The 22220-nt window shown below is 65.8% G+C and carries 15 protein-coding genes, 1 tRNA gene and 3 pseudogenes; 14 read left to right on the top strand and 5 right to left on the bottom strand.

What is annotated here, in order from left to right:
• Positions 1–181 precede the first annotated feature (181 nt).
• The 10 genes and pseudogenes from AC5Y42_RS11085 (at position 182) to AC5Y42_RS11040 (ending at position 14462) form a co-directional block, all read left to right on the top strand.
• Entirely contained in the window at positions 182–4477 is a 4296-nt protein-coding gene (locus AC5Y42_RS11085) for an AAA family ATPase (RefSeq protein WP_499898145.1), read from the top strand.
• Between the two features lie 94 nt (positions 4478–4571).
• Positions 4572–5351 carry a hypothetical protein gene (locus tag AC5Y42_RS11080; protein ID WP_499898053.1) on the top strand — a complete coding sequence of 260 codons (780 nt, stop codon included), beginning with the start codon at positions 4572–4574 and terminating at the stop codon, positions 5349–5351.
• Positions 5351–6535 carry a polyprenyl synthetase family protein gene (locus AC5Y42_RS11075; RefSeq protein WP_499898051.1) on the top strand — a complete coding sequence of 395 codons (1185 nt, stop codon included), beginning with the start codon at positions 5351–5353 and terminating at the stop codon, positions 6533–6535. Before AC5Y42_RS11080 ends, AC5Y42_RS11075 begins: the two co-directional genes overlap by 1 nt.
• Entirely contained in the window at positions 6532–6990 is a 459-nt protein-coding gene (locus tag AC5Y42_RS11070; protein WP_499898049.1) for a hypothetical protein, read from the top strand. Before AC5Y42_RS11075 ends, AC5Y42_RS11070 begins: the two co-directional genes overlap by 4 nt.
• Positions 6987–7256 carry a hypothetical protein gene (locus tag AC5Y42_RS11065; RefSeq protein WP_499898047.1) on the top strand — a complete coding sequence of 90 codons (270 nt, stop codon included), beginning with the start codon at positions 6987–6989 and terminating at the stop codon, positions 7254–7256. Before AC5Y42_RS11070 ends, AC5Y42_RS11065 begins: the two co-directional genes overlap by 4 nt.
• Complete coding sequence (locus tag AC5Y42_RS11060) at positions 7253–8275, top strand: hypothetical protein (RefSeq protein WP_499898045.1); 1023 nt, start codon at positions 7253–7255, stop codon at positions 8273–8275. The genes AC5Y42_RS11065 and AC5Y42_RS11060 overlap by 4 nt, the downstream gene beginning before the upstream one ends.
• Positions 8268–8672, top strand: coding sequence for an SCP-2 sterol transfer family protein (locus tag AC5Y42_RS11055; protein WP_499898042.1), 405 nt, complete (start codon positions 8268–8270; stop codon positions 8670–8672). Before AC5Y42_RS11060 ends, AC5Y42_RS11055 begins: the two co-directional genes overlap by 8 nt.
• A pseudogene (locus AC5Y42_RS11050) lies at positions 8669–11715 on the top strand (FAD-dependent oxidoreductase). The gene AC5Y42_RS11055 and the pseudogene AC5Y42_RS11050 overlap by 4 nt, the downstream one beginning before the upstream one ends.
• Positions 11716–11741: 26 nt before the next feature.
• A pseudogene (locus AC5Y42_RS11045) lies at positions 11742–13216 on the top strand (biotin carboxylase).
• Positions 13217–13379: 163 nt separating this feature from the next.
• Positions 13380–14462, top strand: a complete 1083-nt coding sequence (locus AC5Y42_RS11040; RefSeq protein WP_499898040.1) for a hypothetical protein — start codon at positions 13380–13382, stop codon at positions 14460–14462.
• On the opposite strand, the gene AC5Y42_RS11035 is transcribed toward AC5Y42_RS11040, so the two are convergent.
• Complete coding sequence (locus AC5Y42_RS11035; protein ID WP_499898039.1) at positions 14459–17008, bottom strand: excinuclease ABC subunit UvrA; 2550 nt, start codon at positions 17006–17008, stop codon at positions 14459–14461. The two genes, AC5Y42_RS11040 and AC5Y42_RS11035, sit on opposite strands and share 4 nt — an antisense overlap.
• Positions 17009–17081: 73 nt before the next feature.
• Positions 17082–17861, bottom strand: a complete 780-nt coding sequence (locus tag AC5Y42_RS11030; protein WP_499898037.1) for an RsiV family protein — start codon at positions 17859–17861, stop codon at positions 17082–17084.
• A 218-nt stretch (positions 17862–18079) separates the two neighbouring features.
• Between AC5Y42_RS11030 and AC5Y42_RS11025 the strand changes: the two genes are divergently transcribed.
• Positions 18080–18748: a nucleotidyltransferase domain-containing protein gene (locus AC5Y42_RS11025; RefSeq protein ID WP_499898035.1), complete on the top strand. Its 669-nt coding sequence runs from the start codon at positions 18080–18082 to the stop codon at positions 18746–18748.
• Positions 18748–19134: a hypothetical protein gene (locus AC5Y42_RS11020; RefSeq protein WP_499898033.1), complete on the top strand. Its 387-nt coding sequence runs from the start codon at positions 18748–18750 to the stop codon at positions 19132–19134. The genes AC5Y42_RS11025 and AC5Y42_RS11020 overlap by 1 nt, the downstream gene beginning before the upstream one ends.
• A gap of 62 nt (positions 19135–19196) precedes the next feature.
• Here AC5Y42_RS11020 and AC5Y42_RS11015 read toward each other — a convergent pair.
• Positions 19197–19327: pseudogene (locus AC5Y42_RS11015) on the bottom strand (IS481 family transposase); the annotation flags it as partial.
• Between the two features lie 92 nt (positions 19328–19419).
• Complete coding sequence (locus AC5Y42_RS11010; protein ID WP_499898031.1) at positions 19420–20646, bottom strand: helix-turn-helix domain-containing protein; 1227 nt, start codon at positions 20644–20646, stop codon at positions 19420–19422.
• Between the two features lie 111 nt (positions 20647–20757).
• Here AC5Y42_RS11010 and AC5Y42_RS11005 point away from each other — a divergent pair, with 111 nt between their 5' ends.
• Positions 20758–20958, top strand: a complete 201-nt coding sequence (locus tag AC5Y42_RS11005) for a hypothetical protein (RefSeq protein ID WP_499898029.1) — start codon at positions 20758–20760, stop codon at positions 20956–20958.
• 253 nt (positions 20959–21211) lie between these two features.
• Here the strand turns inward: AC5Y42_RS11005 and AC5Y42_RS11000 are convergent.
• Positions 21212–21281 (bottom strand) — tRNA-OTHER (locus tag AC5Y42_RS11000).
• Between the two features lie 148 nt (positions 21282–21429).
• On the opposite strand from AC5Y42_RS11000, the gene AC5Y42_RS10995 reads away from it, so the two are divergent.
• Positions 21430–22161: a S1 family peptidase gene (locus AC5Y42_RS10995; RefSeq protein ID WP_499898028.1), complete on the top strand. Its 732-nt coding sequence runs from the start codon at positions 21430–21432 to the stop codon at positions 22159–22161.
• Positions 22162–22220 lie beyond the last annotated feature (59 nt).

Below are 22220 nucleotides of genomic sequence, written 5' to 3'. Positions count from 1 at the left end.
AAGGGGCGCCGGCCGGATCCGCATCGTTTTACCCGCAGCGGGAGTACCGGTCATTACGATAATTCGACAAGTCCGGTAGAGGGACACCGAGGATGCAGATGCGCTTCACCTTGCGATCCCCTTCCGGCGCCGTCCGGCGGACGGCGCCCGCCTTGGTATGCCCAGCACCATGACGGCTCCAGTGCTCGACCTCGACGGCTGTGTCGTCGGCCGGCAGCAGGAGCTGAGTGAACTCCGGGCCGCAGTCGAAGCCGCTGCATTCGCCGGCGGAGGATGCGTCCTGCTCAGCGGGGTGCCAGGAGTAGGCAAGTCGTCGCTCATACAGGCCTTCGGCGTCGAGGTGGCCGGGCGCGACTGCGTTTTTGCTTACGGAAGGTGCCGGGACGGCGCGCCCGCACCATATTCGGCGTTGGGAGATGCGTTCGGCTCGCTGGTCCGCGCCATGGAGGCCACCGGGCCGGCCGAACGCGACCGCTGGCGCGCGGACATCGTTGGCGGGATGTCCTCGATCGCCGGCATCCTCGGTGAGCTCGTGCCCGACCTGGCGCGTGTGCTCGGTGAGACCCCGCAGGTGGCGGTGGACCTCGACGCGGCAGATGCTCGCCGGCGGCTGCACCGCGCCGTCATCCGGTTGTTGTCCGACACCGCGTCCTATCGGCCCGTCGTGTTGGCGATCGACGACCTGCAGTGGGCCGATCGCGACACTCTGCTGCTGTTGTCCGAACTGTTGACGGTATCGCTGCGCAATGTGCTGGTGCTGGGTGCGCACCGCGCCGGTGAATTCGATGCGGGCGCAGCGGGTCTCAGTTCGGCGGAACTGCGCAGCATCGAACTCGGCCCGCTATCCGGTGAGGACGTCGAGGAGTTGCTCTCCGCGGTGTCCGGGCGGGGCGTGGAGCTAGGCGACGTGGCCGCTGAATTCCAGCATCGGACCGGCGGGAATCCGCTGCAGGTTCGTCAGCTGTTGTACCGCGCACAACGCGAAGGCGCTCTTATCCCTGTCGGCGCGGGTGGGCGCCCGAGTTGGGATCTGCGCGTCCTCTCGTCGATCGAGGTCACCGCCACGGCCGCCGAATTCCTCGGTCGCTACCTCGACCAGCTGCTTCCAAAGGATCGGGCGGTGCTGAGTTCGCTGGCCTGCATTGGCGGCGAGTTCGACCTCGATGACGCCACTGCCGCGGCCGCGGAGCCCCCCGACGTGGTGGCCCAAGCGCTCTGGGCGTGCCTCGAGCTTCGTCTGATCGAAGCCGTCGACAGCGGTGGCAGGCGGATCGCCAACGCGATCAGTCGCGACGCCTGGTACCGCTTCAGCCACGACCGCGTGGCGGAGGCCGCGCGTGACGGACTATCCGATGCCGCTCAACGCGAAACACACCTGCGGATCGGTCGAAGGTTAGTCCAGCGGGGCGACGATCGGCTGTTCGAGGCTGCGCGTCATGTCGGCATCGGCGGCCGTGGGCTCCCGGACGATGCCGAGCGCGTTCAGTTCGTCGATGTGCTGCGGCGCGCGGCGCGAAAAGCGAAGGCGCAGGCCTCGTTCCCGTTGGCGCTTGCATACTGCCGCAACGCCCTGGACCTGCTCGGTGAACAGCGTTGGGCCACTCACTTTGCTCTGTCCCGCGAGTTGCAACTCGATGCTGCGGAAGCCGCACTGCTGGTCGGTGACGTCGCGGCGCTATATGTGTTGCTCGACGAGGCGGAGGGGGTGCTGCACGAGCCCGCCGACCGCGCCCGCCTGGCCTACCTCCGACTGAAGGGGCGGGTTGCGCAGAATCGTCTTCAGGAGGCACTCGACATTGGGCTGCGTGCGCTCGATGAGCTCGGCGAACCGGTGCCCGCCAGTGCCGGCAAGCCGCGGATGGGCAACGCGCTGGTTCGGATGAGGCTGACGACGCGCCGCTGGAGCAACGATCGGCTGCTTGCGCTACCGCAGTGCGACGACGAGTGCGTCATTGCACTGCACCGGATTCTTGCCGAGCTGTGCAACATGGCGGTTCTCGTGCGGCCTAACCTCTTGCCCTTGCTTGTGCGAAAGCAATTCGATCTCACGTTGGCGCACGGCCATACGCCGTCCTCACCGCTGGTCATCGCCGGTTACGGGATTGTGCTCGTGCTGCTCGGTGACCACGCGGGCAGTCAGCGCTTCGGCGAGGTCGGCATGCTGCTCGCAGAGCGCCCGGAATTCCGCCAGGCGAGACCGCAGACGGTGTTCATGTACCTGGACTACATCCACCACTGGCGCCACCCCATTCAAGACGGCTTAGGCGAGCTACGCGACGCCGTCGAGGACGCACTCGACCAGGGCGACCAGGAAAACGCCGGACTTCTCGTCGCGACCCTGCTCTCCCAGTCTTTTTGGGCGGGTCGTCCGCTCCCGGAGATCGACGCCCTCGCCAGCTCCCTTATCCCCCACATCCGTTCCCAGCCCGTGCACAGCGCTCTTTGCCAAGCCATGCAGCAGCTTTGCCTCAACCTCATGGGCCGAAGCGCCGATCCCTTCCTCCTCGCCGGCGAGAGCGGCTACGACGAGCGAAACGTGCTGCCGGCGGCCCGCGATGAGGGCGACGAGGTCGCCCTGGGTGTAGCCGCGGCCATGAAGCAGGGCCTGCACTTCTGGTCTGGCGACCACGCCGGTGCCGTCGCCGCCACGTCAGAGGCAATCGAGCATCTAGGCGGTCTGGCCGGCATTGCGGCATCACAACTCGTCTACATGATTGGCGCCCTCAGCATGATCCAATGCGCGCCGCGGGACCGCTCGACCGCCCGCTTCGTGCACCAGACTCTGGTGTTGCACCGCAAGTGGGCGACGGGTGCGCCGGAAAACTACGCGGCACCGTATGCCCTGATCCGAGGAGCCTGGGCGCGAGCACGCGGCCAACACGCCCACGCAGACCGCTACCTTCACCAAGCGATTGAGGTTGCCGAGGAGAACCGGCTCCCAACAATCAGCGCGCGCGCCCACGAGGAGGCCGCCGCCCTCTACGCCGAGACCGGGCGAAAAACGCTGCGCGAACACATGCTGCGATCGGCGTATCAGCGTTGGCTGAATCTGGGTTTCGCGGTGCGCGCGGATTGGCTCGCGCGGGAACATTCCTGGCTACTGCGACGCGATCTCAAGACCGATTCGGCTGGGATCGACCCGGTCGGCGCGCATCAGCTTCTGCGCGCGTTGTCGGGCGCGCGGACACGGGACGGATTGGCCAATATCATCCTGGGCTCCGTCGCGGACACGACTGGTGCAGGCCGCGTCTTGTTCATCACCGGCGACGCGGAGAACCCGGCGGTCCGGGCCGTCAGTGATCATGGCGAGATCTCGATCGTGGATGGGCCATGGACCGAGGTCGCCTATGACAAGGACACCGTGCGCCGCGTGATCGACGGCGGTTCCGCCGTCGTCGTCGCCGCCGACCGTCGAAAGCCTGCGATCCTGGCCGTTCCAATAACGCTGCACGACAACACAATCGGCGTGATCTATGCCGAGCAGGATAAGTCCGGCACCAATTTCGGCACCGCCCAAGAGGAGGCGGTCACCTTCCTCTGCGAACAGGCCGCCGCGCCCCTGTGGAACTTCCAGCTCGAGGAACGACTACGGGCCGCCGACGAGCACCGGCAGTCCCTCATGGACGTGCAATCGAAATTCGTGCCCAACGAACTGCTGCGCATCCTCGACATCGATGACCTCCGCCGCGTCCGCGCCGGCTACCGCGTCGAACGCGAGATGACTGTGCTCATCAGCGATATCCGCGGCTACACGACCATGCTTGAGGACATGGACGTCGCAGAGGCGAGCAACTTGGCGATGGGCTTTCTGCGGGCAGTCGAGCTTCCGATCATCAGTTACAACGGCATGATTCAAGACGTGCGCGGCGACGAGATCGTCGCTGTCTTCGACTCGGAGCCCGACGCCGTGCGAGCGGGATTGGCCATGCTGCGCTCCCTGCGTGCGCACAACCGGGAGCGGACGGCACTGGGGTCCGAGGAACTGCGGGCGGGCATCGGCATCAACACCGGCGCGGTGGGCGTCGGGCTGGTCGGCGGGGTTAACCGCATGGTGCTCACCATCATCGGCGATGCGGTGAACCTGGCCGCCCGCATCGAAAGCACCAACAAACGGTACGGCTCCGCTCTGCTGATTTCCGACCGCACCTATAGCCGCCTCGATCGTTCGGAACAGTTCGATGTCCGTCGCATGGAGCGCGTCATGGTGGTCAACCGGCGCCGCCCAGTGACGATTTACGAGGTATACAACGAAGATTCGGCTTCCCTGCGAGCCGCGAAGCGTGCGGCGCAGCCCGCTTTCGACGACGCTTTCGCGCTGTTCGACGCCGGCGATGTCGACGGGGCGCGCGCCGCCTTCGAACGATGCCGGGCGTTGCTGCCCGACGACCCCGTAGCAACGCTGCACCTGGCGCACTGCGACGCGGTGGCTCGCGGCGAGATGACCCCTGGTCAGGAAATAGCCCTCCTGAACAAGTAATCCACTACTCCACTTTCAAAAACTGCGGCAAAGTGCTATTCGATTACCGATTTCTTCTGCCATGATTTGGACGACAGTCAGGAGGGTCACAGCCATGTACCTGAGCGGTGAGCGGTTGGCCCTCGCCAACCAGACCGTCAAAGAGACGTTCGAGCAGTCCAGCATTGCCTGGCAGGCGATCCCACACTGGGACACCGGCGACCCCAGCCAGACACAGGTGCCCAACGACAACGTGACCGCGCCCGCATTCCTCACCCTCACGTCGGTACCTATCGACTTCCAGGTGATGCTGGCCGACGTGATCGCGCCCAAGCCCGACATCCTGCTCGCGAACGTGATCGCCAACACCGTCAAACTCGCAGCGGCGGTCGACGACGCGGTGTTTCCGGCGCTTCGTACGGGCGCCAAGACTGAGACACTCGCCGGCAACGGAACTCAGGACATCCTCGACGCGCTCATCGCGGCCCGGGCGGACGTCGAAAATGGTGGGTACCGTGCGCCGTCGTGTCTCATCACGAACACGGACGGCCTCAAGACACTCACCAAACTCACGACCAACGGCTACCCCGGCACCGATGTGGTGCTGCGTCCGGCGAATATCAGCTCGCTACAACGCGTCGGGGCGCTGGAGAAGCCCGTGCCCACCAAGAAACCCGCCTTGGCGTATCTGCTCGGCCGGCGTCAGCGGATCGCGCCCGCAGGCGCGGCGGAGGCCTCCGCGGGTGAGGAGGCGTTGGACCTCGCCGTCAGCGTCCCGCCCAGCCTGGAGGTCGTCGGCGACGCAGCCAACAACATGATTCAACTCAGAGTCCGCCTCAGCTACGTGTTAAGGGTCAAGGATCCGAGCGGATACGTCGTCGTCCTGAATCCGTAATGACATCAACCTTGCCTCAGGCGCGCTCACTCCCGGTGGCGCCGGGCGCTCTCGAGGAATATCTCGCCCTGTGCAAGGACGCCTGCGACGGCGAGATCGACCGGCTGTACGGGTCGGGTGAGCGCGAGTCGAACGGTCTTTACGAGCTGATCCTCGACTACCCGATGCGCGGCGGGAAGGCGCTGCGGCCCGCACTGAGCATCGCGACGTGCCTCGGTCTCGGCGGCCACCTCGAGGCGATCCTGCCGACCGCCGCGACGCTCGAGCTCTACCACAACGCGTTTCTCATCCACGACGACATCGAGGACGAATCGTGGTGGCGGCGCGGCAAACCCACGCTGCACGTCGACCACGGCGTGCCGATCGCCGTCAATGTGGGCGACGCGATGCTGTCGCTGTCGCTGCAGCCGCTGCTCGACAACGTCGAGCGGGTGGGGCTCGGGCCCGCACTGCGCATCCTGCGGGCCGTCGCCAAGATGACTCGCCTGACCGTCGACGGTCAGGCGCTCGAGCTCGAGTGGGTGCGGTCCAACGCCTGGCGGCTCGACGACGCCGACTACCTGAAGATGGTGGAGCTGAAGACCAGCTGGTACTCGTTCATCACACCGCTGCAGGCGGGCGCGATCGCGGCCGGTGCCGGGCCAGAGCGGTTGGCGCCGTTGGAATGCCTCGGGCGGCACCTCGGAGCGGCATTCCAGATCACCGACGACCTGCTGAACCTGCGCGCGGATCCCGAGGAGTACGGCAAGGAGATCGGTGGCGACCTGTGGGAGGGCAAGCGGACGCTAATGCTGTTGCACGCCTTGCGGTGTGCCGAGGGGGCGGAGCGTGATCGCGCCGTGCAGATTCTGTCGCGGCGCCGCCCGAGCGCCGACGGCGAGTTGGGCCTGACCGAGTTGCTGGATCGACTGACCGCCCGCGCCGAGTTGTCACAGTCCGGACGGGCCGAGATCGAGGCTCGACTGCAGGGCCACCACCCCTCGGAACCGAAGAGCCTCGACGACATTCGCTGGCTCTACGAACTGATGCACCGCGTCGGATCGCTTCAGCACGCCCGCGACGTCGCCGCCCGGCATGCCAGGGAGGCGGCCAAAGCCCTCGCAGGTTTGGACTGGCTCCCGCGCAGCCGGCACCGGGACGTACTGGCCGACCTCGTGGATTACGTGCACGGGCGGACCCGATGAACCCCGAAGCCCTGCTCGGCATGCTGGCCGAGCTCGAGCGGATCCGCGAGCTCACTCTCGACCTCATCGAGCGGCAGATACCCGGATTGCACCCGGCCCCTGGGGACGAGGCCGGCGACGCGGAGCGGAGCGTGTTCGACCTGCTGCTTGGCACGCGCCGTGCGGTCTTGGGCAACCCGGCGGCTGCCCGGGGGCTGCACGACCTGCTCGTCGCCGAGGGCCGTCGTTACGCGAACACCCCCCGGGGGGCGCGGCTGCGCGACGGGCTGGTCGCCTCGGAAGCGGTGGAGAACCTCCGACGCGTCTGGGAGATGGTGAGCCTCAACGTTCTCGACGGTCCCGCCACGCCCAACGCCGGACCCGACGCCTGGGCCGAGCTGTTGGCCGACGTCGTCGTCGGCGGTGGCCTCGACGAAGCCATCCTGGACCGCCTGCGGCCCGGGGGGTTCGTATGACACTGACCGATCCCCGCGAAGCGCTCGCCGACCAGGCCGATTTCATCGGCTACCTGCTTGGCCTGGCCGGGCTGGCCCGCGTGATTCACACCCTGGCCGCCGACGGGGACCGCCGATCCGGGGGTTCTCGCGACCCGGACGACTTCGTGCACGCCCTGCTCGGGCTTGCCAGCGTCGGTGCGGTGATCGAGCGACTCGCCACTACCGCTGCCGCACAATCTAATCCGCTGCCTGTAGCCACGACGACTCCGCGGTGGCTGCGATGAGCGCCGTGCTCGCACGCAGCGACTTCCTCCGCGCCCCGGTGCTGGCCACCGCCCGGCCCACGGCATTCAAAGAATGGCACCACTTCGTGGTCCACGGGCGGGGCATGCGGCTCCTGATCAACTTCAACCTGACCAACGAGGCGTGCGGCGCCGGCCCGGCCCGGCTGGTGCCGCGGGTCATTGTGATCGCGCACGACGAGAAGTGGACCGGGGCCGTCGAGCGGTTCGACGACCGCGCCGTGAATGTCTCGGCCGATCTGGGGGACCTGACCGTCGGCGCCAACCGGATGACCGTCTTGCCCGACGGCTACCGCGTGACAATCGACTTGCCCGACAAGGGTATTCGCGGCGAATTGCACTTCACCTCGGCGAGCCGACCGTTTGTGGTTCGCAACGAACCGGCAGGCGATGGGCGGATCAGCTGGCTCTTCGTACCGAGGTTGCGGGCCGACGGGTGGCTACGCATCGGCGGCCGTGAGCACCGCATGGAAAACGACCTCGCCTATCACGACCACAACTGGGGTCGGTTCTGGTGGGGCGAGGATTTCGGCTGGACGTGGGGCACCATTTTGCCCAGCGGACCGCGGGACCCGTGGTCGATGGTGTTCGTGCAGATAACCGACCGGAGCCGGCTGCGTTGTCTATCCCAGTCGCTCTACGTGTGGCACGACGACGAACCCGCCGCCATCTTCCGGCACGCCGCGGTCACGACGCATTCGGACGGCCAGCTCGGCCGCGCGGCGGACTGTACGTTGCCGCCCCCGATGCGCCTGCTGCTGGACGGTGAGGTGCCGGGGGTGCCACAGCGGTTCGAGATCACCGCGACGCGGGCGGGCGACCGGGTGCAGGCGGAGTTTCGTTCGCAGTCCTATGCCCGGCTGGCGCAGCCGAGCGAGGTGAGTCTCGACCGGTCGACGGTGCTGTGCGAAACCACTGGGACCGCGCGGGCGAACGGAACGATCAACGGCGACAAGCTAGACTTTGTCGGCACTGGCGTATTCGAGTTCCTCCATGGTTGAACGAGTTTCGTCGCTGCTGCGGCGCTCGGTTGAGCATCTCGAGAACGAGGTTCCCGACAGTTACCGCTTGCTGGTTGCCGAGCTCGGCCCGATGGTGGTCGAGCTCAACGTCGACGGCGAGGTCTTTGCGCTGCGCGGCGGCGACCGGCTTCGGGTGTCGGACGGCGCGGCGGGCACTGCCGGCGTGCGGGTCGTCACCTCGCGGGCCACCATCCTCGATTTGCTCGATGCCGGGGTGGGGCTTGGCGAGGCGGTGGAGGCGGGCACGGTGAACGTGCTGGGTGCGCTCGACGACGTCCAGCGTGCGCACGACTCGTTGCTGGCGTACGTCCACGCCGCGGTCCGGGCGCCCTCACAGCCGAGCCTGCTGTCCGAGCTGCGGGCGGGACCGCCATGACCGAGTGCGTGTGCACGCCGGCGTCCTGCGTACGGCGCCCCACGGTGGCGGTCCTCGGGGCCGGGATCGCCGGACTCACCGCCGCCCACGAACTGGCGGAGCGCGGCTTCGTCGTCACGGTGTACGAGCCGCGACGCGATGAGCGCAACGGCCTAGGTTCCGGTCCGGCCGGGATGTACCCTCCCGTCAAACTCGGTGGCCTTGCCGCGTCGCAATATTCGACGGTGGGAACGCAAGATGGGAGCCGCGCCGAGTTGCGTCCGTTCCCGGGCCGGCGGGGCCAGCCACGTCCCCCCGGGCGGGCGGTCGCCGGCGAACACGGCTTCCGCTTCTTTCCCGCGTACTACCTACACATCTGGGATATGTTCCAGCGCATCCCGGTCTACGAGCGCACGCACGCGGGCGACTGGACGCCGACCTCGCGCACCATCTATGACAACGTCCGGCGAGTGATCACCCAGGGCGTCACGGTCGACGGCAAGCCGTCGCTCGTCTTTCCCCGCGAACTCCCCCGCAGCGGCGCCGAATTTCTCGGAATCCTCGGCCAACTCGCGACGGTGGGCATGACCGCCGGCGACGTCGCAACCTTCCAGAGCAGGATGCTGCGCTACCTCGTCACCAGTCCGCTGCGCCGGGCGCGGGAACTGCAAAGCGTGTCCGCCTACGACTTCTTCGTCGGACACGACAGCAAGACCGGAACCAACCAATTCTCTTACACACCACCGTGCGACGCGCTGCTGCGCCAAATGCCAAGGGTCCTGGCCGCATTCGACTCGCGCTGGGGCGACGCACGCACCAACCTCAGCACCTACTTACAGCTGTACCTGAACATGGACCGCACCGACAACAAGGCCGACGGGGTGCTCAACGGCCCCACCACCGAGGCGTGGTTCGACCACTGGTACCGCCACCTCGTCGCGCTCGGCGTCCGCTTCGTCCGCAACGCCGCGACCCGTCTCGCCCCGCCCGCCTTCGACGCGACTCAGCCACCCCACCTCAGGCCGCGCGTGCAGATCACCTTCGCCGACGGTACGCACGCGACGCCGGACTACACGATCGTCGCCGTCGACGCCCCGGCGGCCGAATACATCACCACTGGCCTGCGCGCGGGCGGAACCGGCGGCACCGCCGCGGGGCTGGACGGTTTCACCACCTTCGCTCCCCCACCCGACGGACCGCTGCAGCCCGCGTCGACGCGGTCGCGACAACGCCGCAATCCCTACGCCATGGACGAATTGGGCCGGGTGCCCTGGGATCGGTTCCAAACGCTGTGCGGCATCCAGTACTACTTCGACACGGAATTCCAACTGCTGCGCGGACACATGCTGTACGCCGACACCGACTGGGCGCTGTCGTCGATCAACCAGCAAGGTTTGTGGGAAAAACAACCGATTCTGGACCGCGACGGCCACGTCTCGGTGCTGTCGGTCGACATCGGAAATTTCAATGCCCCGTCCCGTCATCTGGGCAAGACGGCCCGCGACTGCACGCCCGATGAGATCGCCGCGGAGGTGTGGCGCCAGATCGTTGCCGCGCTGACGGGCAACGTCGAGGCCCTCGGCGAGGAGGTCATGCCGTGGCCCGCGTGGTACGCGCTCGACCGCGGCCTGGTGATGGCGGTCGGTCCGGGTCAGGGCCAGGGCCGCGCCGTTCAGAACGAGACGCCGTATCTCGTTCCGATCGTCGGGGACTGGACCAACCGGCCCAGCAGCGACCCGTGGAACCCGCACGGAACGTCGTGGAGCAGTGCGCCGCCCGAGGACTGGTGGCTCGAAGACCTCCAGCAGCGCAACGTCTGGCAGGCCCGCCATGGCGGCTATCAGGTGCACAACAATTCGGTTGTCTTCGCGGGCACGTGGAACAAGACATTCACTCGGCTGACATCGATGGAGGCCGCGTGCGAGTCGGGACGGCATGCCGTCAACGCCATCCTCGACCACTACGTCTGGGTCGAGTCGGGCGGTGTCGATCGCCGGGAAAAGACCACGCTGCGCTGGGAGTTTCCCTTCGGCTTCCTCGATCAGGGTCTGTCGAGCCCAATTCGGCTGCCGACACCGGCCGGTGACTATTGCTACATCTTCGACATCGAAAACCGCGAGCCCGCCGACACCCGCGCCCTGCGCACGCTGGACTCGAAATATTGCCAACAAGGGCTGCCCCATCCGCTGGACATACTGGCCGGATGGGGTACCCCCGTGTCCCCTGTCCCCCCGCTCGCTGGAGGTTAAAAATGTTCACGCCGACAAGCGATTACACCCAGCAACTGTTCGCCTATCTGCAGTCGTGGCGGCAGCTGCTGGAGCAGTGGACGACGGGCATGACGGCCGCGCCGCCATTCCCGACGGCGCCGTTCGTGATGCCCATGGTGCCGTTCATGCCACCGGGCGGACAGTTCATGCCGCCCGCGGTGCCGTTCATGCCGCCCGCGATGCCGTTCATGCCGCCACCAACCGCCGCCCCCGTCGCACCGACGCCACCCGCACCGGCCGACTACGCGCAGCAATTGTTCAGCTATCTCGCGGCCTGGCGGCAGTACCTCGAGCAGATGACGGGGGCGACGCCGGTATCGCCGCAGGCGCCGACCGCCGAGTCCGCCGACAGCGGTGGCACGGCCCAGAACGTGCGCCCACCGAACGTGCCGATTCCACCCGCCGACGACACCGGCAGCAAGGGCGCCGCCAGCGGCACCGCCCGCAAGGAAACGAACCCCACCTGGCCGCCGCCGCTGTTGGATCTAGGCCCCGGCAGCGAACTTGGGAGCCAAATCGTCAGCATCGACTTGCCGGGGGCCGCCTCCGGCCCCTTCGACCGCGGGCCAGAGGCGCCCCAGGTGCTGAGCCCGCCGGAATACGACTTCGGGTATCAATACGAGGGCCCGCGCCGCAGGGCCGTCGCCGGCCCGGCCGCGGCATCGGTCGTGCCCGTGCACGTGACGCTGGAGGCGGCCACCCACCTCCCTATTACGGGCACGCCATTTCGCAGCGCAATGGAGCGTGCGCAGTCGGCTTCAGCAAAAACTACCGGTGAAACACCCGCGCCCTGAGCGATCAGCAGGGGCACACTTGCGGAATGGAGGTTCATGAGCCGCGTCGGCAGCTGCACGGCATCTCCGACGTCCGTGCGTTCTTTCACACCAACACCGTCCCGCTGTATTTCATTTCGCCAACCCCGTTCAACCTTCTCGGCATCGACCGCTGGATACGAAACTTCTTCTACCTCACGTACTTTGACTCGTTCGAGGGCGAACATCCCCGCGTGTTCGTACCCCGGCGGCGCAACCGCATGGATTTCGACTCCATGGAGGACGTCTGCAATTACCTGCTGCGTGATCCCGAGACGCTCGACTTCATCGCACACCGAGGGCCCGGCGGCAAAGCCTGCTTTGTGATGCTTGACGAGGGCACCCACGCCCTCGCACACGAAGTCGGACTCGACGTCATGCAGCCGTCGGCGGAATTGCGCCATCGGCTGGGCTCCAAGATCGTCATGACGCGGCTAGCCCAGAAGGCGGGCGTGGCGAGCGTGCCCAACGTCATTGGCCGGGCCGGCGCCTACGACGAACTGCTGGCGCTCGCGCAGGTTGCGGGGTTGGGCGACAACCTCGTCGTCCAAGCCGCGTACGGCGACGCCGGCACCACCACATTCTTTCTGCGCGGGCAGCGCGACTGGGACCGTCACGCTGCTGTCCTGGTCGGCCAGGAACTCAAAGTGATGAAGCGCATCCGCAATGTCGAGGTGTGCCTCGAGGGTGCCGTGACTCGCCACGGCACCGTGGTCGGTCCCGCGATGACGAGTCTCGTCGGTTACTCGGAGCTGACCCCCTACAAGGGCGGCTGGTGCGGCAACGACGTCTGGCGCGGAGCGCTGACGCCGGAACAGACGCACACCGCGCGAGACATGGTGCGGAAGCTGGGCAACCGTCTCCATCGCGAGGGATACCGCGGCTACTTCGAGGTGGACCTGTTGCGCGACCTCGACTCCAACGAGCTGTACCTCGGCGAGGTGAACCCGCGGCTGAGCGGGGTAAGCCCGATGACGAACTTGACCACCGAGGCCTACGCCGACATGCCGCTGTTCCTCTTCCACCTGCTCGAGTACATGGACGTGGACTACGAACTCGACGTCGACGAGATCAACGCGCGCTGGGAACGGGGCTACGGCGGGGACGACGTCTGGGGTCAGCTGATGATCTGGGAGACCTCGCCGCATGTCGAACTCTTGACCTCGACCCCACGCACCGGTGTGTGGCGCCTCCACGACGATGGACGTGTCTCCTTTGCACGCAGCGCCAATGACTGGGCTTCGCTGACTGACGAGTCCGAGGCCTTCTACATGCGCATCGCGGCGCCCGGCGACGTGCGCTGCAAAGGCGCAGAGCTTGGCGTTCTGGTCACCCGAGGACACCTGCAGACCAAGGACTACAAGCTCACTACAAGCTCACCGAGCGCTGCCGGCGCTGGGTCGAGGGCATCAAAGGGCAGTTCCAGTCGACCCGTCTGACACCGGGTGAGCCGATCGTGTCGCGGCTTGTCGCACGAGCGTGAGCAGTGGCTGATCGAGGGTCAACCGGCGCCTGACAGCCCAGAGCCAGGCACCCGACGATTGCGCCCCGCGACTTTGTGCTGAAAAACACACGTTTTGGTTGACCGTCGTGACGTCCGTCACAGTACGCTCTGTATGCCAACGTCTCCGCGAAGGAAGGCGATCGTGCGGTCTTCGAGAATGGTCATTGGCCAGGCTGATCGGTATCAGTGGGCCGGGGTGGTGTTCGGGGTACCGCTGGCGATGGTCGGCCTGGGCGGGGTGGCCACACACCCGTCCCTGTTCGTGCCGCTGCTGTTGCTAGCCGGCGTGGCGTTGGTGGTGGTTTATTACTTCGTGGACCAGCAGAGAGTGGCTGCGCAAACGGCGCCGCTCGCGGCCGGTACCCAGAAGCGCAACCGCCAATCGAGCGCTGACCGACCGAAGGTGCAGGTCCAGCCGATGCCGCCAGGCCCGCAGTTAAAGCCGCCACGTCCGGATTTGGACGCCGAGGCCCGGGCGTTGGCAGAAGCCGCCACAGCCCAAGCACAAGCCGCCCAAGCCGAAGCGGTGGCCGCCGAGGCACAAGCGCGGGCAGAAACCGCCAAAGCCCAAGCCCTGGCCGCTGCTGCCGAAGCGCTCGCCGCCGAAGCCGAAGCGCTGGCTGCCCAGGCACGGGCGCAAGCAGAAGCCGCCGAGGCCCAAGCCCTGGCGGCCGAACCCGAAGCGCTGGCCGCCGAGGCGCGGGCGCAAGCAGAAGCCGCCGAGGCCCAAGCCTTGGCCGAGGAGGCCCGGGCGCGAGCGCAGGCGCGAGCCGAAGCCGCCGAAGCCGAGGCGCTAGCCGCCCAGGCGCGAGCACAGGCAGAAACCGCCGAAGCCGAGGCCTTGGCGGCCCAGGCGCGGGCACAGGCCGAAGCGGCCGAAGCTCAGTCTCTCGCCGCCCACGCACGAAAGCAGGCAGAAGCCGCCGAAGCCCAAGCGCTGGCCGCCGAGGCCCGGGCGAGAGCGGAAGCCGCCGAAGCTCAAGCCCTTGTCGCCGAGGCCCGCGCGCGAGCGCGGGCGCGCGCGGAAGCCGCCGAAGCCGAAGCCCAAGCCGCCCAGGCGCGGGCACAAGCAGAAGCCGCCGAAGCCGAAGCTCGGGCCGCCGAGGTGTGGGCGGGGGCAGAAGCCGCCGAAGCGCAAGCTCTGGCGGACGAGGCGTGGGCGCGGGCAATCCAGCTACGGCATGAGGCGGAAGCCAAGACCAAACGGCGCCCCGAGGTCAACTAATCGCGATCGATAGACGGCGTCAACCGCTTGGCCAGATACGGCGCCGTGCGGCTGTGTTTCGCACGTGCCACCTTCTTCGGAGGGCCCGCCGCAACGACCCGACCGCCGTCGCTGCCGGCTCCCGGTCCCAAATCGATCACCCAGTCCGCACCCGCGACCATCCGCATGTCGTGTTCGGCGACCACCACGGTATTGCCCGCGTCGACCAGGCGGTGCAGTTGACGATCGAGCAGATCCACATCGGCGGGGTGAAGCCCGGTGGTCGGCTCGTCGAGGACGTAAAGGGTATGCCCTCGCCGGGGTCGCTGCAGTTCCGAGGCAAGCTTGATCCGCTGCGCCTCGCCGCCTGACAGCTCGGTCGCGGGCTGTCCGAGACGGAGATATCCCAGTCCGACCTCTTGCAGCGTGGACAGGCTCCGCGCCGCGCTGGCGACGTCGGCAAGAAACTTCGCGGCCTCATCGACAGTCATCGCGAGCACGTCGGCGATCGTCTTGTCGCGATAGCGCACCTCGAGCGTCTCGTCGGAGTAACGCGCGCCTTGACACGCCGGGCATGTGGCGTATGTGCCTGGCAGGAACAACAATTCGACCGAGACGAACCCCTCTCCCTGACAGGTGGAGCAGCGACCCTCGGCCACGTTGAACGAAAACCTGCCTGCTGTCCAACCGCGGCGACGCGCCTTCGGGGTCGCGGCGAATTCGCGGCGCACGGCGTCGAACAAGCCGGTGTAGGTCGCCAGCGTCGAGCGCGGCGTGCGTCCGATCGGGCGCTGGTCGACTGATACCAGCCTGTTGATCTGCTCGGCCCCTTCTGTCGTCACACCGGCGCTGGCGTCGTGGTCGAGATCGACGATCCCACTGTCGGTTTCGTCGTCGTCGGATCCGGCCGGTTCGGGTGTTCGTCCCGTGCCGAGATGGCTGTGCACGACATCGCCGAGGACCTTGACGACAAGCGTCGACTTGCCTGAACCGGACACTCCGGTGACCGCCGTATACACCCCAAGTGGCAGGTCCACGTCGAGGTCTCTCAAGTTGTGGAAGCAGATTCCGCGCAGCCGCAGCCACCCCGACTGCGTGCGTGGTTGACGAGGCGACGGCCCGGCTCCGTCGAAAAGGTACCTACGGGTGACGGACTTTTCGACGTCGTCGAGACCCGGCACCGGCCCGCTGTAGAGCACGTCCCCGCCGAGCTCCCCCGCTCCAGGTCCGACATCAACGATCCAGTCGGCACGGCGTACCACGTCCATGTCGTGCTCGACCACGAATAACGAATTGCCCGCGCGCCGAAGGCGATCGAGCACCTCGAGTAGCGGTTCGGCGTCGGCGGGGTGCAGACCGGCCGACGGCTCGTCGAGCACATAGAGCACGCCGAACAATCCGGCGCGCAGTTGAGTGGCCAGCCGCAACCGCTGCAGCTCGCCGGGTGACACCGTCGGGGTGCGGCGACTCAGCGTGAGGTAGCCGAGGCCGAGATCGATGAGTACTTGTAGGCGTGCGACGAGGTCGGCGGCGATCATGGTCGCAACTTCGGTCAGCTCACCGGATTGCGTGGACTCGTAAGCGGCGGCGGCATCGGTTCGAGAAGCCGTTGGGCGCAACGTGTCAGCGAGGTCGGCCAACGGCATCGCCGTGTAGTCGGCGATGGTGCGCCCGGCGAATGTCACCTTCAGCGCCTCCGGCCGCAGCCCGGAACCGTCGCAGACTGGGCACTCGGCACTGTCGACGAATTGCAGGACGCGGCGGCGCATCATCGCGCTGTGGGAGTTGGCCAAGGTGTGGCGGACGTGGCGTTCGGCGCTGGAGAACGTGCCGTTGTAGTAATAATCGGCCTGTACGGGGTGCTGGCCCGGATCGATTTCGACTGTTGGCTGCTCATCGGTGAACAGAATCCAATTGCGTTGACGCTTAGAAAGTTTCCGCCACGGCTTGTCGATGTCGTATCCCAGCGTGACGAGAATGTCGCGGAGGTTTTGACCCTGCCACGCGCCCGGCCATGCGGCTACAGCGCCTTCGCGGATGGTCAGCGACGGGTCTGGTACCAGTGTCTCTTCGGTCACCCGATGGATTCGTCCCAACCCGTGGCATTCGGAACAGGCCCCAACCGCGGTGTTCGGGGAGAACGCGTCGGAGTCCAGTCGTTCCGTGGCCCCCCGGGGGTAGGTCCCGGCGCGGGAGAACAGCATCCTCAGCAAGTTCGACAGGGTGGTGACGGTGCCGACCGTCGACCGCGACGTCGCCGAACCCCGGCGCTGCTGCAATGCGACGGCAGGCGGTAGCCCGGTGATGTCGTCAACCTTTGGCGCACCGGTTGGCAGTAGCAGGCGACGTGCGTAGGGAGCAACGGATTCGAAGTAGCGTCGTTGGGCCTCGGCATAGATGGTCCCGAAGGCCAACGACGATTTGCCGGACCCGGAGATCCCGGTGAACGCGACCAGCGCATCACGTGGCGCTGCGAGGTCGACACCGCGCAGATTGTGAACCCGGGTCCCGTAAACGCGCACGCAAGGGTCAATATCGTCCGTGCTTTGGTGGGACAGTTCTGTCATGGTGCTCAGACGAGTACCCGTGCTGCAGCCGCGCTCACTCCTCGGATTTCTTCGGAGACGCGTCAGTTGCGATTTATGCGATCATCGGATCGATCGCCGATCGCGGCACAAGCACCTGCAACGGCCCGGCTGAGTCGGGCAACAGCGCGCCCTGGTCGAAGAAGAAGTACACCCCGTCGTTGACTACCGCGAAATTCTGGTAGTTGTCCGGGTTGTACAGGGCGCCCGGTGCGATCGGCAACGGTGGGGGTGGCGGCGGCTCGGCCGCTGCCGGCTGTCCCGGTTGCGCTGGCGGCGCGGCAGGCGCCGGTGGTGCCAGCTGCTTCTGCAGTTCAGTTTGGACGATCGGCGCGACGGTCTTCAGCGGATCGTCCACCCGCCACAACGGCGTATTTTGCTTGTCGTCCGGTGCCGCCGTCCAGGTGATCTCCTTGCGATAGCCCCGATCCCAGTTGAACGCCTTGTACTTCGTCTGCGGCTGCGCGCCGCCGACGTTTTGGTACACCTTGAACACGACGGTCTGCGTGCCGCGCGGGGGGAGCGCCGAGCTGTATTCCGTCGGCTTGATGGTCAGCTCAGACGGTGTATCGCGGGGCGCGCCCGACTTGGCCGCGTTGAGGAATCCGTCGCGCGTCTTCGAGATGTAGTCGGCGATCGGCTGCTGGTCGGGGTAGTCCAGCGGGATGCTGATGTTGACGCTGTACGCGGGGTCGGAGAGCTGGATCTCACACGTGCTGCCCGTATTGCCGCCCTTGAGGTCCGCGCAGTAGTCCTTCGGGGCAGCCGCGGCAATGCCGGAAGAGCCGAAGATGGTGATTGCCGTGACGAGCACGGGCACGCTGAAGAAGCGCATGTGGTGAATCCCTCCGAGCAAGTGCGGCGTTGCGCCGCGAACGCGAGATTAGCGTCCATTGTTGTTCCTGTGAAATGCGGCGAGCGGGGGTGACCCACTATCGACCTGCAGCGGCAATCGCCAGCCAGCGCTTAAGCTAAAAGCAATTTCAACTATAGTTGTGATACTCTAACTTTAGTTGTAAATCTCCAACTTTAGTAGGTGAGGAGGCCGCCGCTATGCAGCTGAACCGGCCGTTCGCCACGGTGACGCCGACGTTAGACGGCGACGTGCTCGGCGTTTTGGCGACCAGCGAAGTGGCCTTCACGATCACCCAGATCCGGCGCATTCTGACCACCGCGTCAGGGGAAGGCATCCGCAAGGTCCTCACCCGCCTCACCGCCCAGGGGGTGGTACTCCATGATCAGGTCGGCAGGACAAACACCTACCGACTCAACACCGAACATCTCGCGGCAAAGCCGATCCTGGCGCTGTCGCGGCTGACCGCAACGTTCCTGGACCGCCTTCAAGAGCACCTGGAAGGGTGGGGCGAGGCGCTCAGGTACGCCGCCGTGTTCGGCTCAGCGGCGACGGGCCGGATGACTCTCCGCAGCGACATCGATTTGTTCCTCGTGCGAGCATCCGACCCCGAACACAATGGCTGCCGGGGGGATCCGGAGGTGTGGGAGCATCAGGTAATTGAACTCGCCCGGTTGGTCACCGCCTGGACCGGTAACGACGGCCGCGTCGTCGAGTACACCGAAGATGAGCTTCGCGCCGCGGCCGCCGCCGGTGAGCCGCTGCTGAGCGACGTGGCCAGGCAAGGTCTGACCATCGCCGGGACACGGGCTTGGCTCAACCAGCAGCTACGTCCGATAGGCAAGGCTGCCGCGGCGAGGAGGTCCTGATGGCGGGGACACGTGAGTGCAATTCCGTGGTCACCGCGGGGCGCCTGTCCAAGGCAGTCGAGTTCTTCGACGCCGCTCTGCATCTGGAAGACGAGAAGCCCAACGCGGCGGGTGATCTGTTCGTGGACGCCGGTATCGCCGCTTCCGACGTCATCTGCTGCGTCCGGCTCGGCATACATTCGTCAAGCGCGACCCACAGCGATGCCCTTACTCTGCTGAAAACGGCCGACAGGGGATCCGAAAAATATTTGAGCACCCTGCTCGGCCTGAAGAATAAGGCGGCCTACACGCACCAGGATTTGTCCGCCGCCGAGCGCAAGAAGATGAACCGCGCCGCTTCCTATTTAGTCGAGGCGGCCCAACGGGCTGTGGCGTCAGCAAGTTAGAAACCTGACACCGGAAAAGCTCGGCAACCCGATCGGTGACCCTGCGCCAAATCGGGTTACGGCTCCATCGGCTCAGCATGCACCCAGGCGTTTCCACTTGCGCGAACGCCGATCCCGCAGACTCGCACAAATTATGCCCGCCCGCACCAACGCCTCGGTAGACCGCCGACTCCGAGGGCGCCGGCACGACTTTGCCGATGGTCCGCAGTCATGGGTAGAGGATGTCAAACGCCGAGACGGCTAGCTATTCCTGCTCCCGGCCCTAGGACATGGGTGATCACGTGCTCATACAAGCGACTCGATGGTGGACTGCGCCTGTTTGAGGACTTCGTTGGCGAACTCAATCAACTGCTCTCGATCCTCACCACGTTTGGCCATCAGGTCTTGAACATTGATGGTGACTACCGACAACTGGCTGGCAGCGATCTTGATGAATTCCTGGTAGCGCTGCTTCTCGTCGGGGGACATCGAGTCCCAATCCCGCGGCCGTGGTCCCAGCCGGCCTTCCCACCGTTTGAGGGCGTGGCCAGCGTGCATCGCGATGTAATCCAGCGTCTCCGTCGCGCGAGGAAGGATGCTGATTAGGGCTTCAAAGCCTCTTTGGGTTGCGGCAATCTCAGCATCTGCTTCGTTGAGGTTGTAGGTGAGTTGTTGCTGTTGCTTGCGGTTGCGCCTGACCATCCAGACGACACCGCCGACCGCAAGCAGGAGCGCTGGAGCTGCCACGATCCCGGTCAGTAGTGCCGCGCCTCCCGCGACCCCGGCACCCCCGGCCGCCAACGTGCCCCCTCCCAGCAAGGCTAATGCAGCGTTAGTTGCAGCAGCTCCGGTCAGCCCGGCAATCGCAGTACCGGTTGATGCAGCGCCGAAGGACACTGCAGCCACGAATGTGCCGTAGGCCGCGGCGCCTCCAACGGCGGCCCCCGCGAAAACGCCCCCCGCTCCGCCCACAAGCGCATGGGCGACCCCGTAGGAGGTAAATCGAAGTCGGTACTTCGCTTCCGTTTGTGCATCGGTCGCATCGTCATCTTGGAGGTCCGCGGGATCTGGCTGGGGTGCACCGGTGATCGCTTGAGCAATCTCTACGAATTTCATGAAGAAGTCGTCACGGGCACGGTCATGAGCCGCGTTGAACGCGCCTCCGAGCTCGGTGATGAGGGCAGTCCGACGCTCGATTTCTAGTTGGATTCGCTTGACTCGATCCTTGGTGCGTTCACTGCCAGTCGCCCCCCCTGTGTCACCGGGCGATTCGCCGCGCTCCTTCGCTAGCTCGGCCGTCCGCTTCGCGGCCTTTGCCTCAAGTCCGCTTGGGCTAAGCCCCAGCGCGCGGGCGATGCCCTCGAATCGTTCCGACCCAGGGCGAGTGAGTCCGCTCTCGATGCGGGAGACCGAAACTCCCGCCCCTGCCCCGTAGCCAGCCTCGACGCCCAGGTCGTCCTGAGTCATCGTAGGCACCTTGGCTTCGCGGTGCTCGCGGATGACTAGTCCGAGCGCTTCCAGCGAGAACTCCATACGGACACCATAGTGCAAAAGCGCCTCACTTAGCGTGTTGACATTAACTAATTTAGTCACTAATTTCGCTACTAGCGAGGCCAAGCGGCCTCCCCGAGGAAAGGTCTCGTCATGGCCCGCATCAATACCGCACTTCTGATAGCCCAGGCCGCGATCCATGTCGACCGCGCGAACTTCGTGCGCCAGGACCCGGCTGTAGCGAAGGCTGCCAACCAAGCCTTGGCGGACACCGCGCAGGCTAGGCGCTCGGTCAACTCCTTCCTCCAGGAGGCCCTTTCCTCATGGCGACGCTCCGAAAGGCGCAACCGCTGAGCAGGCGCGCGCATAACCGCCGACGCAATCGGAACGTTATGCGCGGCTCACCCGGTCCGCGCTGCGCGAGGTTAGCTACTGCTGCCGCCTAGCCGCCGGGGCTACGCCAAGGCGAGAGCCTTAATTGTGCTTCGTACGAACGCACAAATCTCTCTGACCATGCAATTTACGATGGGGCTGGTTAGTGGGGCTGTTAGCGGGGCTAGGTGGGGCTGTTCAAAGTCGGGCTGTTCAGAGTCGGGCTGTTCAGAGTCGGGCGGACGGGCCTCGAACCCGCGACCAACGGATTATGAGTCCGATTTCAGTGCCTCTACGACCTGCCCAAACGGGTGCCCGCGAGCGGGCATATCGGCTGCAGAGCAGCAGTTTTCGGCGTTCTCAGTACGCCTTCGGTACGGGTTAGGTACGTGCCCGGTCTGCCCCCAGTCGCCGGGGTCTCGCCGGGGTCGAGGGGCGTGAGACGATCGTGAGATGGGTGTTTCGACAGCGATCACCTTGTCGCATTGTCACCGACGAACGCTCCTGGTCGAGACGCCGAACGGTGGACAAGCGTCAGCCTTTGTCTTAACACGAGGGAGCAGCGAGTGGCTGGTAACTGCTGGCCACGTCGCTAACCGGTGGAACGACGGCTCTATTGTGGTCCGCGATCAGAACGGAGAGTTGCTGACCGGACTTGGAAAAAGGTTGCCGCAGCTGCCGCAAAGCCACAAAGACGTAGCCGTCTTCCGCTTCTCGGGTGATCACCCTGAATTTGGACCGCCGTTGCGTGCACAGATGTCGGAACCATCACTTGCGCAAGACGCCTATTTCATGGGCTTTCCTAGCCTTGGATTGGGTCCTCGTCTTACATATGCCGACCCGAATGTCCCGTTCATCAAGTCCACAATCGTCGCCGGTCGCGGAAAAGATCAGGAAGAGACAGAAGTCTGGTTGCTCGACGGAACAATCATTCCCGGCTTTTCCGGCGGCCCAGTAGTTACGTATGTCGACGAGTCCAAGGGCTATCGGGCACTCGCCGTAGTCAGCGCATACGTACCGCTGAGAGATGACTGTGATCCCGAGAACAAAGCTCCCGAAACACCTTTCGATGATTGCGAACCACGCCCTCTGAGCAAGCCCTCGTCCGGACTTGCGGTGGCCTTCGATATTCAACATGCGCTCAGCGCTATTGACCAGAAACTTGGTTGCAGCCCTCTCGAATAGTTCAACGACGTTGGTCCTCGGCTCAACCTTCACTGGGGCGACCGGCTCCGGCAGCGACT

The organism is Mycobacterium sp. NGS48 (assembly GCF_059812585.1).
This window is presented reverse-complemented; position numbering and strand designations above follow the sequence as displayed.

Excerpts from the sequence above, each read along its gene's own strand:
- AC5Y42_RS11080 (WP_499898053.1), top strand. The coding sequence starts at position 4,572 with ATGTACCTGAGCGGTGAGCGGTTGGCCCTCGCCAACCAGACCGTCAAA.
- AC5Y42_RS11075 (WP_499898051.1), top strand. The coding sequence starts at position 5,351 with ATGACATCAACCTTGCCTCAGGCGCGCTCACTCCCGGTGGCGCCGGGC.
- AC5Y42_RS11070 (WP_499898049.1), top strand. The coding sequence starts at position 6,532 with ATGAACCCCGAAGCCCTGCTCGGCATGCTGGCCGAGCTCGAGCGGATC.
- AC5Y42_RS11065 (WP_499898047.1), top strand. The coding sequence starts at position 6,987 with ATGACACTGACCGATCCCCGCGAAGCGCTCGCCGACCAGGCCGATTTC.
- AC5Y42_RS11060 (WP_499898045.1), top strand. The coding sequence starts at position 7,253 with ATGAGCGCCGTGCTCGCACGCAGCGACTTCCTCCGCGCCCCGGTGCTG.
- AC5Y42_RS11055 (WP_499898042.1), top strand. The coding sequence starts at position 8,268 with ATGGTTGAACGAGTTTCGTCGCTGCTGCGGCGCTCGGTTGAGCATCTC.
- AC5Y42_RS11035 (WP_499898039.1), bottom strand. The coding sequence starts at position 17,008 with ATGACAGAACTGTCCCACCAAAGCACGGACGATATTGACCCTTGCGTG.
- AC5Y42_RS11030 (WP_499898037.1), bottom strand. The coding sequence starts at position 17,861 with ATGCGCTTCTTCAGCGTGCCCGTGCTCGTCACGGCAATCACCATCTTC.
- AC5Y42_RS11025 (WP_499898035.1), top strand. The coding sequence starts at position 18,080 with ATGCAGCTGAACCGGCCGTTCGCCACGGTGACGCCGACGTTAGACGGC.
- AC5Y42_RS11020 (WP_499898033.1), top strand. The coding sequence starts at position 18,748 with ATGGCGGGGACACGTGAGTGCAATTCCGTGGTCACCGCGGGGCGCCTG.
- AC5Y42_RS11010 (WP_499898031.1), bottom strand. The coding sequence starts at position 20,646 with ATGGAGTTCTCGCTGGAAGCGCTCGGACTAGTCATCCGCGAGCACCGC.
- AC5Y42_RS11005 (WP_499898029.1), top strand. The coding sequence starts at position 20,758 with ATGGCCCGCATCAATACCGCACTTCTGATAGCCCAGGCCGCGATCCAT.
- AC5Y42_RS10995 (WP_499898028.1), top strand. The coding sequence starts at position 21,430 with ATGGGTGTTTCGACAGCGATCACCTTGTCGCATTGTCACCGACGAACG.